This window comes from Streptomyces eurythermus, assembly GCF_014649115.1.
GTDB lineage: Bacteria > Actinomycetota > Actinomycetes > Streptomycetales > Streptomycetaceae > Streptomyces > Streptomyces eurythermus.
Map to the genome: position 1 here is coordinate 1 of NZ_BMSK01000069.1, position 536 is coordinate 536.

Annotated in this window: 1 rRNA gene; it reads left to right on the forward strand. The window is 58.2% G+C overall.

Annotated elements, in window-relative coordinates:
• Window positions 1-536, forward strand: a 16S ribosomal RNA gene (locus IE251_RS40505); the annotation flags it as partial.

The following is a 536-nucleotide window of genomic DNA, read 5'->3' on the forward strand; positions in this document are numbered from 1 at the left end:
AAGCGCCGGCTAACTACGTGCCAGCAGCCGCGGTAATACGTAGGGCGCAAGCGTTGTCCGGAATTATTGGGCGTAAAGAGCTCGTAGGCGGCTTGTCACGTCGGTTGTGAAAGCCCGGGGCTTAACCCCGGGTCTGCAGTCGATACGGGCAGGCTAGAGTTCGGTAGGGGAGATCGGAATTCCTGGTGTAGCGGTGAAATGCGCAGATATCAGGAGGAACACCGGTGGCGAAGGCGGATCTCTGGGCCGATACTGACGCTGAGGAGCGAAAGCGTGGGGAGCGAACAGGATTAGATACCCTGGTAGTCCACGCCGTAAACGGTGGGCACTAGGTGTGGGCAACATTCCACGTTGTCCGTGCCGCAGCTAACGCATTAAGTGCCCCGCCTGGGGAGTACGGCCGCAAGGCTAAAACTCAAAGGAATTGACGGGGGCCCGCACAAGCGGCGGAGCATGTGGCTTAATTCGACGCAACGCGAAGAACCTTACCAAGGCTTGACATACACCGGAAAGCATTAGAGATAGTGCCCCCCTTG